Genomic DNA, 9,852 nt, shown 5'->3' on the forward strand with positions numbered 1-9,852 from the left:
ATTTTATGCGTCATTCACTAAAAAAGGCATACAAAAAGCATATTGTTTTATAACTTCAACATCCTATATGAAGAGCAATTACTTTTCATATAGGTTAAATCGGCTATACTCCAATATGCTTTCTTAAATTCAACTTTATTTATTTCTTCCAGTATCTCTTAATCTATACTTTGAATAATATTCAATCTGATTTGATTTAATAATATTCTTATTTCTCTTCTAGCATAGGGATAATTAGCTTCTGATAAAAAAGCCACTAATTGCTGATACTGTTTTATTTTAGTCTGGCGGCTTCGATACAGCACTTTGTTTATACTACCTTCTTCTGAAAACAGCTCCTTGAAACACGTCATGATCAATGAATAGTGGTATTGATTGTTTTCCATGGTTAAAATATACTGCCAGAACTCCAGCTCCTGATTTTCAAATTCTGGCTGAGCCGATTGACTACAACGTTGCATACTTTGTAATTTTTCAGCAGGTGCTTTCATATCGATACTTTTTTCTTCTTTTTCAAGCTTTAGAAAATAATGTATGATCATGAGTTCAATAAATTTTATTCTATCTTGAAAAGCTCGGATATCAATTTCTTTTGAAAGAACCTTTGCCCCTTTATAGGGCTCAATCACAATGAGACCTTCTTTTTCCAGTTGAAGAAACGCATTACGTACCGGTGTGCGACTCATTTTAAGCTCTGAGGTCAATTCCTGCTCCTTGAGCTGCTTTTGCGGCAACCATTCTCTATTATCAATCTTCGCTTTCATATATTGATAAGCTTCTATTTCTCTTCTTTTCTGCTTTGACATATCTTCAGTCCTTGAATTCTAATCAATCACCCAATCTATCTATTGACTGTATTTTCTCAATTAGAATCTCCTTGATTTTAATCTAGTTACATACCAATATCTGATAATAAGGTCACTGTCTGATTGATATGATCTGTCTGTACGGTTAAATGCCCCTTTTCAGTATAGATATCTTCTGGATCGCCTTGATAGAAGGTGAATTTCCAGTCTTGTTGTATTCTAGCTTGCGTATAAGCTTCTTCTAACTGATTTTGATTAAACAGTCTCATAACACTCGTTGAAGGCGTCTTGATTTCTTCAGGTAAAGACCATCCACAAACCGCTCTTATATGAGCTTCGTACTGTGAAAGCTCAGCCCAGTCCGTTGTGTAATGATAGGCTTGATGAGGATGTCCTACAATCTCATTAACATACAGTGACCCTGTAGATGTGGTCAGTATTTCTAAAGCAATTACCCCTTGAAAATCAATATTTTCAGCAACAATACGGGCAATACGAGTAACTTCTTGCTGTACTTCATAGTCAATTCTTGCAGGAACAATACTCTGGAAGAATTTGTCTTGACGGTACATCATTTCTGCAACCGGATATGTTAAGATTTTTCCAGATGAGTCTTTTACGATTGCAATACAAAGTTCTCTTTCAAATGGTATCCAAGCTTCTAATACGCTTGCTCCTGAATTCAATAAGTCTTCCGTTTTTTCAATATCGCTATCGTCATACAATACGGTGTGTTGACGGTAACGTTCATCTGTGCGGTTAGCTTTTAACACACAAGGATATCCTATGCTTTGAACAGATTCGCGGACATCATCCATTGAGACAATCGTCGCGAACGGAGCAATGTTAATACTGTGTGATTCAAGAAAAGCTTTCTGTAAAACTCTATCTTGGGAAATCGCCAGTAAATCTTCTCCTTGTGGTACCGGAAGTGAGCGTTTCATCATTCTCAAATAATCTGTGTGAAAGGCTTCAGTTTCATAAATGACCATATCACTTTTGAGGGCTAAGTCTCTGAAAGCTTTCTCGTTTGTAAGTTCTGCTCTAAGATGCCAATCAGCAATGCTGCTCGCAGAACAGATTGGGTCAGGATCTAATAGTCCAATCTTATAACCCATTTTTTTCGCAGAAAGTGCAAGCAATCTAGCTACACTCCCTCCCCCTACAATTCCAATCGTCTTTCCAGGTTGAATCCATTCAATCATCATATTCGCTCCTTACTTCTGTTGACTCTTTTTGCTTCAACTTTTTGGACTATTTCCAGATTTTTTGGATTTTGATAGTTTATTTTTCTTAATTTTTTTCGTCCAAAAACCGCCATTAATATATCTAGGCTCATACGAAACGATGAAAGCTTTTGATTCGATTTGGTGAATCTTTTTATAAAGATCACGCTCATTTGATCTAGGTGTCAATATTTCAAGTACGTATCGATTACCTTCTCTACCATAAGCTTGCGTAGTAGTGACCCCATATCCCTGATCTCTGAGTTTGTCAGCGATTTCCCATCCATCTTCTGGAACAATTGTTGTAACCAGTATATGACCTAGTGCTAAATAATTTTCAATCTTCATACCCGCAAAAATCCCCACTCCAAATCCTAGGGCGTACACGAATATATTTATGACATTATCTAGGTTGTCTAGCACTAATCCTAATCCAACAACGTAAATAGAAATTTCAACCATTGCAATAAAAGGTGCAATCGACTGATACCCTTTCATAGTCAGCATCATTCTAAGTGTGTTTAACGTAACGTAAACGACGTTTATTAAAAATATTGTTATTAACATTGTCCAATCTAAATCCACAAGAATCTCCTATCTTTTTTACCTACCTTAAGTTTTACATACTATAATAGCTGAGACAAGTATGACCCATCCCAGCCTTTTTATTATATGACTATTTCCCTCATTAAAAGAATGGTTATTTCTTCTAATTCAGCCATAGATCTTGTTTATCCCTGATCTTCAACTAGCTCTCCCAAAGTATCTTCAAGCTGAATTTTTTCAACGCGTAAAGTCAATATTCGGGAGCCTTCAAGTGAATCTACTTTCATCAATAAATCTTCTAATTTCAAAAATGCTTCATCGTTTTTGCTCGGCACACTACCAAACTCCGTTATGAAGTATCCGGCAATCGTATCAACATCTTCTGATTCTATCTTGGTACCAAAATAATCATTAAACTTTTCTATCGGTGCTGATCCATCTACGATATATTTCTGATCAGAAACTTCTTCAAACAAACTATTCGTCTGATCATATTCATCATCGATTTCTCCAACGATTTCTTCAAGAAGATCTTCTAGTGTAACGATACCAACCACACCACCATATTCGTCGTTCAATACAGCCATTTGGTTTTGAGTTCGTTTCATTTGAAAAATCAAATCATCAATGTAGATAGTCTCCGGTACAAATAACGCTTCATTACTGATTTCTTTTAAATCAATATCATATAAGGCTTGATCTTTCGAAGCTTTCAACAAGTTCTTTACGTGAACAATCCCTAGTATGTTATCTTTATCTTCAAAATATAGCGGCACTCTAGAGTGCGGGGTGTTCAACATAGCATCAATATTTTCTTTATTCGAATCTTCGTAGTCCAACATAAATGAATCGGTTCTTGGAACCATCACTTCTCTGGCAATTTTGTTGTCCAGAGATAAGACCCCTTTTAACATTGAAAATTCTTCTAGATCGATGACTTCATGGTGATGACTCTGTTCTATAAATGTACGGAATTCATCTCTTGTCATCGTGTCTTCCTGCGCATCAAAATTAATTGGAATCATTTTTTTCATTAGTTTTGTGATCATTTTCAAAGTCCAAACAATTGGGATAAATAATTTGCGAACAATAAGAACGATCCCTACGAGCAACATTGCAGTTTGGTCGGGGTCTTGAGCAGCAATCGCTTTAGGCAGCTGCTCTCCAAATACAAGAAACACAGATGAGACAATCAATGTAATAATGATCATACTCAAAATTCTGGCAGAAGCAAATTCTCCCATCATACCAGCCAGGTAGTCAGTATAGTAAAATGACGCTAACGCACTACTAAAGAGCGCAGCTAGTGTCAGAATAATACGAACTGCAATCAGATAATCATCCGACTTTTCTAACAACAGTAACACCTTTTTGGCTTTCTTGTTTCCTTCAATTGATAACTCGATAATTTTGGTTTGATTCAGTGAAATCAATGACATTTCGACTGCTGCGAAAATGCCATAGACAACCGTCAACAAAACAATAAGTGCTACATGCCCAATTAAGGGCTGCAGACTCCCAGGATCAGAATTCATTATATATTTTCTCCTTTTTTTACGTTCACTTTAATTCATTTATCAAAATCAAAGTCACTATATCACATATTGAGCACTGGAACAATAGCATTCAGTGTAGGCTTTTTTGCTTTTATTTTTTATTCAGTATCTTTTAATTCTGGAAGAATGGGTAAGAATCGCTCAACTACATCCCCACTGCTCTTTCCTTCCAGGAAACCAATAAACGTGAAATCGTTATCCTCTGCATCCAGTGCGTAAACAAATCCATTCGTGACATTTTCGCCATCTTTTTCTATTTCAGCTGTTCCTGTTTTAGCACCTACTTGGAAAGGCAGAGATGCAAAAGGATGCGCTGTACCATTTGTATCTTCTACAGCTCTAATCAGATCTTCTCTGACAATTTCTGCAGACTCTGAAGATACTGGAGTGAGTTGATTTGCGCCTGCTTCTTCATCCATAACGATTGTAGGGAATGTCATCATCCCGTCATTGGCTACAGCAGAGTAAAATGAAATCTGATGAATCGGGCTCATCAATAATTCACCTTGCCCATAGGCAGTATCTGCCAGCAAAGTTGGTCTATTCAATGCGCCATCATTAGATATCTGAGCCGGTTGCATACTGAATGGAAGATTCATACTGGCACCAAATGGGAATTGACTTAGTTCCTTAACGAATCTATCTCCACCTATTTCGAGTGCTTCCATTGCGAAATAGATATTGTCTGAATACGTAATGGCTGCTTGCAAGTCAACTTCTGTCACCGCGTCACTTACACGAGTAATTTGATGTCCTCCAAAAGAATCATCATTTGGACTCCATTGTAGTCCCTCAATTGTGTGGAGTTTTTCAGGCGTCGTAATGCCTGTATCTAAACCAATCATAGAGGTTAATATTTTAAAAGTTGAACCTGGTGCGTATCTTGCTGCATAACGAGCGATAAAGGGTGTATTAGGATCATCGTTATAACTCTGATACGCTTCATTTGAAATTCCTCTTACAAAAAGTTGCGGATCATAAGAAGGTGAACTAGCTGCTACCAGTAACTCTCCTGTCTCAGGTTCCATCACAACAGCTGTTCCTGGTTCGCCTTGTAACTGGTCGTAAAATGACTGTTGTAGGTCGATGTCTATTGTAAGACGAATATTTTCTCCGTCTTTAATTTCTGATTCAATCAATACAGATTTTTGTTCGCCTTCCTCTGACTCAATAAAGATTCTTCCACCTTTTGTTCCTCTAAGTCTCTGATCAAAAGCTGCTTCTAAACCCGATTTTCCTAATGTGTCTCCAGCTTGCAAGGTAGGGTTAGCTTCTATATCTTCGGCAGTCGCTTGACCAACATATCCTGTTAGGTGAGCTGCTGCTTCAGATAAGGGATAAATACGCGCAGCAGTCTGTTGATAGCGGACGCCTGCAAGCTCCGGTCTGTTCCCTTCATCTACAACTGTAAAGGGTACAAAGCTATCTTCATTGACCCATGATTGTTCGAGTAACCCTTCTAGTGCTGGAACTTCCTGATTTAAGGCATCTGCAATACGGCTGAGATTTTCCTCTCTCGCACTACCTTCACCTAAAGATAATGGATAGAGTCCCGCTTGCCAAGCGTCTCCGTTGCCAGCAAGCAGATTGCCATTGCGATCATTCAAACTTCCACGGTCCCCTTCTTCATAACTGATTCTAACAAGGTCTCCCTGTTCCAAATCCGGAAATATCAATGTTGTATCCCAGTTAACCGACATGGTTTCTCCCTCTTCATGAAGAGTTGTTTCGTAGGCTAGATCGTTTATCGTGCCTAAAGAAGTGTCCATAGACAATGTGTAGTTAAAGTGATAAGTATCCGTTTCTTCATCTAGTCTTAATTGTGACATCGTTTCATTCAAGTTTGTTGCACCAATTACTGAAAAAACGTTTTGATATCTTTCAACAATTTCTTCATCTGAATAAGAAGAATTTGAAATTGAGTCTTCTGATAGAAGGTCAACCATATCTGAGATTTCTTCTGATCTAAGCGCTTCTAAGTAATTTTCGGTAATATCCTCTGCTCGAGTTTGTCTTAATTGAGCTTCGCGATTTTCTTGCCATCTAGTATAGCCAATATATCCTCCAATACATACCAGAACAATCAGAATGACAGCTACGGGGATTAACCAGATTTTTTTACTTTTACCATTTTTTGTAAATCCTTTTGAAGATCGCTTCATATTCCTACCTACTTTCTAATGATTCAACTATGATTGGTTGTTTTTTTATTGATCGAATATGTCTTTTTCTTTTTTTCTATATTTATCCATTTTTTTGCTGAATAATTTCCCATTGGAAGGTGGTGTATAAGTGATTGCATTTGCGCCTGCTTCAATGGTCTCTTTGATACTTTCTTCTGTCGGACCACCAGTTGCAATGATGGGAAGCTTAGGATACTTGCTTCTGATTTCTCTGACAAGTTCTGCGGTATTCGCAGCATTTGAGATATTTAAAATATCGATTCCAGCAGCCAGTCTTTCGTCTATATCTGTATATTCAGAAACAATCGTCATAATGATTGGAATATCTATAACTTCATTGATGGCTTCAATGGTCTCAATAGGTGTCGGTGCATTCACTACAACTGCCAAGCACCCGTGAGCTTCGGCAAAGAGCGCCATATTTGCTGATCTTGGTCCTTGTGTCGTTCCACCACCCACTCCAGCGAGGACAGGTATTGTCGAGACAGAAGTAATTGCCTCAATGATTGCTGGGTGCGGCGTGAAAGGATAAACTGCCATGATGGCATCCGCGTTATTGTTCATGATAATCGCAATATCCGTCGTAAACATCATGGCTTTAAATCTTTTGCCATTGATGTTGATACCACTAGCATTTCTTATGACATCAGGTACTGCAATATAATCTTTTCTTAGATTAGTCTCAACGACTGGCACTTCTTTTTTATTGGTCATTAGTTTGTCCCTCGTTTTCAATAGTATCGTTATCAAACCTTTGAAGGTCATAAGTTTCAATTAGCGAGATGACTTTATCAGGATAGTCCGGGTCAGTAGCATAGCCCGCATCTTTAAGGGCTTTTGCAGCATCCTGATAATTCGAAGATTCAATAACATCTGTATAGAGGCTGTCATCCCAATCTGTTCCATTTTTCAAAAGCTTCGCATAATCTTCCATAGACTCCAGCAACGTGTTATAACTTCTGAATTCAGCTCTGATCTCTACCCATTCGTCATCTTCGAATTCCTTTGTAGTATAATCTGTTTCATTCGTTCCTTTAATACCATAATAATTATTTTCACGTTGCGCTAACTCACTTCTTCCCCAGTTTGACTCAAGGATTGCCTGAGCAATCGCGATGCTTGGACGAATGCCATAGGTTGCGTTTAAAATCACTGCGTTCTCACCAACTTCATCAATAAATTCTTCCTCACGAGAAGAAGAAATGCCAACTGGATCGTCTAGCAACCTTTTACCGACAAAAGCGATAGAGAAAACAAAAAACAGTAAAAACACTAGCCCGATTTTAAATAGTAGCATAAGTGGACTCTGCTTGTTTCTTTTGCCCCTCTTACGTGCTTTCGTTTTCCTTTTAGCCAAAACCAACGACTCCTTTAAAATGATTCCGCTATAATTTAGTCTTATAGATTTTCTCTTTCTTCAAGCAATTCTATAAATTCTTCCAATACAAGCTCGTGCTCCTCGATAAACTGGGCATTTTCTTTACCAACGTATCTAAAATGCCAAGACTCATAATTAATGTCTGTTAATGTTTCTGCCCCTTCAGGGTATCTTAAGATAAAGCCGTAGTCTGTCATTGTTTCCAGTAACCAATGTTGCGATTCCTGAGTATCATAATCTGGTGTCAGACTATTACCATCAGCAATCCACTGTTGATCAACGATATCTACCGCCAAACCGGTATGGTGCTCACTTCTTTTCGGTATAGCGATATATTCTTCTGTTTTAGAAATGGCTTCTTCTTCCGTAAAGCCTTCTTTCTTGAATTTATTGATACTATTATCATAGTTATTTTGCTGTCTTTCAACAGAACGGTAACCTGAAGCAAAAAATAGACGATGACCAGCCTCAAGACCAGCAGATATCCATTCATTAAATGGTTCTACGATTCTTGCATCTACTTCTTTATCTGGTTCTACTTCTACAAGGTTGGGTTCAAAATCGTCTGGTAATGGCTTCCAGTTATTCACTAGAATAAGATTCCAGTCTTTGGAATTTGCATCTTCTGGTAACGATTCCAAAATCTCAAGATGCGCAATTTCTTCTTCGGTAAGTGTTTCTGTTGTTTCCTCTTTTTGTTCAGATGTTTCAGAAGATGTGTTTTGCCCATTGGAACTCTTTGATGTTTCCTCTATTGGTGTTTGATCTGCAGGCGTGCAGCCTGCAAGGACGATTAAACCAACAGGTAAAATGAACCATTTTTTATGCATTCTAAAAATCTCCTACTCTAGTATATTCATGCTATTCATTTTACCACAACGCAAAGTCTCAAACCAAAATACTCATGATAATCTAAACATTTTTAAACGGTTACTTCATTTTTTTGATACAATTAAAGTAAGCAGTTAAAAAAATGATTAAGATAAAGTAGAAGTTCTGATATTTAAAGTCTTATCATCTTTTTAAACAATTTTATAGAAAGAAGGAATGATGATGGCTACAATTAGATGGGGTATTATTGGACTTGGTGATATTGCTCAAAGTTTCGCAGATTCTTTTAACTCAGAACAAGCTGAATTAGCTGCTGTTGCTTCAAGAAGTTTACAGAAAGCTCAGGAATTTGCTGAAAGACATCATGTACCTAAAGCTTATGGTCATTATGAAGCTCTCTGCTTTGATCCAGAAATTGACATCATTTACCTAGCAACGCCTAACAGTCACCACGCGGAAAATATTAAAATGGTCCTGAATGCAGGTAAACATGTATTATGTGAAAAAGCAATGGTTATGAGTGCAGCCGAATTTAAAGAGGTCCATGAACTGGCTAAAGATAAAAACTTGATTATTGCTGAGGCGATGACAATTTATCACATGCCTTTATATAAGCAATTGAAATCAAGAATCAAGTCCGGGGAATTTGGACAGCTCAAAATGGTCAATGCTATGTTTGGAAGTTTGAAAGAAGCAGACTCTTCTAATCGATTTTTCAGTAAAGATTTGGGTGGCGGTGCACTTCTGGATATTGGCGTTTATGCTTTGTCTTTCGTCCGCTACTTCTTAAATAGTCAACCGACCAAACTTCAAACAATGGCTAAGCTTTATGAAACGGGTGTGGACGAGATGAGTACGATTCAAATGCGTAACGAACACAATGAACTGTCTAGTGTCTCTCTTTCCTTTAGAGGAAAAATGCCTAAACAAGGTGTAATCGTCTGCGAGGAAGCTTATATTACGGTATTAGATTACCCTAGAGCAGATAAAGCAGTCATCACTTATGCTGATGGCCAAACTGAAATGGTTGAAGATGGGGATTCTTCCGCTGCTCTATCGTACGAAATAGAAGCATTGACTCAAACCTTACTTGAAACGGAAAACCTTTCTTATATTGATTTGACTCGTGATGTAACCAACCTTATGGATCAGTCAGAAAAACTGTGGGGTATGGATTTAACAAAATAAGAGATGAAACAAAAAAAGAGATAGATGTCCAAATTGGCTCTGTGTCAAATAGTGTTGGTAACATTAGTTACCCTTAAGAAGATTTATCGATTTCATTCGATAAGTCTTCTTTTTTTGGGCTTCATTTTTAGTGAGAGG

At 37.6% G+C, this 9,852-nt stretch carries 9 protein-coding genes; 1 reads left to right on the plus strand and 8 read right to left on the minus strand.

Annotated elements, in window-relative coordinates; translation table 11 throughout:
- Nucleotides 1-158: 158 nt before the first annotated feature.
- The 8 genes from ACFP65_RS03815 to ACFP65_RS03850 form a co-directional block, all read right to left on the minus strand.
- Nucleotides 159-806 (minus strand): GntR family transcriptional regulator, encoded by a 648-nt coding sequence (locus ACFP65_RS03815; RefSeq protein ID WP_379916040.1) that lies wholly within the window; start codon nt 804-806, stop codon nt 159-161.
- A gap of 86 nt (nt 807-892) precedes the next feature.
- A complete protein-coding gene (locus ACFP65_RS03820) occupies nt 893-2,011 on the minus strand; it encodes a 5-(carboxyamino)imidazole ribonucleotide synthase (RefSeq protein WP_379916042.1) in 1,119 nt (372 codons plus the stop codon).
- 36 nt (nt 2,012-2,047) lie between these two features.
- On the minus strand, nt 2,048-2,599 hold the full coding sequence (locus ACFP65_RS03825; protein WP_379916059.1) for a DUF2179 domain-containing protein: 552 nt from the start codon (nt 2,597-2,599) through the stop codon (nt 2,048-2,050).
- 164 nt (nt 2,600-2,763) lie between these two features.
- Nucleotides 2,764-4,113: a hemolysin family protein gene (locus ACFP65_RS03830; protein ID WP_379916044.1), complete on the minus strand. Its 1,350-nt coding sequence runs from the start codon at nt 4,111-4,113 to the stop codon at nt 2,764-2,766.
- Nucleotides 4,114-4,232: 119 nt separating this feature from the next.
- Nucleotides 4,233-6,296 (minus strand): penicillin-binding transpeptidase domain-containing protein, encoded by a 2,064-nt coding sequence (locus tag ACFP65_RS03835; protein WP_379916045.1) that lies wholly within the window; start codon nt 6,294-6,296, stop codon nt 4,233-4,235.
- A gap of 45 nt (nt 6,297-6,341) precedes the next feature.
- Nucleotides 6,342-7,031, minus strand: coding sequence for a hydrolase (locus tag ACFP65_RS03840; protein WP_379916047.1), 690 nt, complete (start codon nt 7,029-7,031; stop codon nt 6,342-6,344).
- Entirely contained in the window at nt 7,021-7,674 is a 654-nt protein-coding gene (locus ACFP65_RS03845) for a glycoside hydrolase family 73 protein (RefSeq protein WP_379916049.1), read from the minus strand. The genes ACFP65_RS03840 and ACFP65_RS03845 overlap by 11 nt, the downstream gene beginning before the upstream one ends.
- A gap of 41 nt (nt 7,675-7,715) precedes the next feature.
- A complete protein-coding gene (locus tag ACFP65_RS03850; RefSeq protein WP_379916051.1) occupies nt 7,716-8,525 on the minus strand; it encodes a M15 family metallopeptidase in 810 nt (269 codons plus the stop codon).
- A 223-nt stretch (nt 8,526-8,748) separates the two neighbouring features.
- Here ACFP65_RS03850 and ACFP65_RS03855 point away from each other — a divergent pair, with 223 nt between their 5' ends.
- Nucleotides 8,749-9,714: a Gfo/Idh/MocA family protein gene (locus ACFP65_RS03855; protein WP_379916053.1), complete on the plus strand. Its 966-nt coding sequence runs from the start codon at nt 8,749-8,751 to the stop codon at nt 9,712-9,714.
- Nucleotides 9,715-9,852 lie beyond the last annotated feature (138 nt).

The sequence above is a fragment of the Marinilactibacillus sp. GCM10026970 genome (assembly GCF_042660675.1).
Lineage (GTDB): Bacteria > Bacillota > Bacilli > Lactobacillales > Carnobacteriaceae_A > Marinilactibacillus.

Coding starts and splice junctions, on each gene's coding strand:
- ACFP65_RS03815 (WP_379916040.1), bottom strand. CDS start 806: ATGTCAAAGCAGAAAAGAAGAGAAATAGAAGCTTATCAATATATGAAA.
- ACFP65_RS03820 (WP_379916042.1), bottom strand. CDS start 2,011: ATGATTGAATGGATTCAACCTGGAAAGACGATTGGAATTGTAGGGGGA.
- ACFP65_RS03825 (WP_379916059.1), bottom strand. CDS start 2,599: ATGTTAATAACAATATTTTTAATAAACGTCGTTTACGTTACGTTAAAC.
- ACFP65_RS03830 (WP_379916044.1), bottom strand. CDS start 4,113: ATGAATTCTGATCCTGGGAGTCTGCAGCCCTTAATTGGGCATGTAGCA.
- ACFP65_RS03835 (WP_379916045.1), bottom strand. CDS start 6,296: ATGAAGCGATCTTCAAAAGGATTTACAAAAAATGGTAAAAGTAAAAAA.
- ACFP65_RS03840 (WP_379916047.1), bottom strand. CDS start 7,031: ATGACCAATAAAAAAGAAGTGCCAGTCGTTGAGACTAATCTAAGAAAA.
- ACFP65_RS03850 (WP_379916051.1), bottom strand. CDS start 8,525: ATGCATAAAAAATGGTTCATTTTACCTGTTGGTTTAATCGTCCTTGCA.
- ACFP65_RS03855 (WP_379916053.1), top strand. CDS start 8,749: ATGGCTACAATTAGATGGGGTATTATTGGACTTGGTGATATTGCTCAA.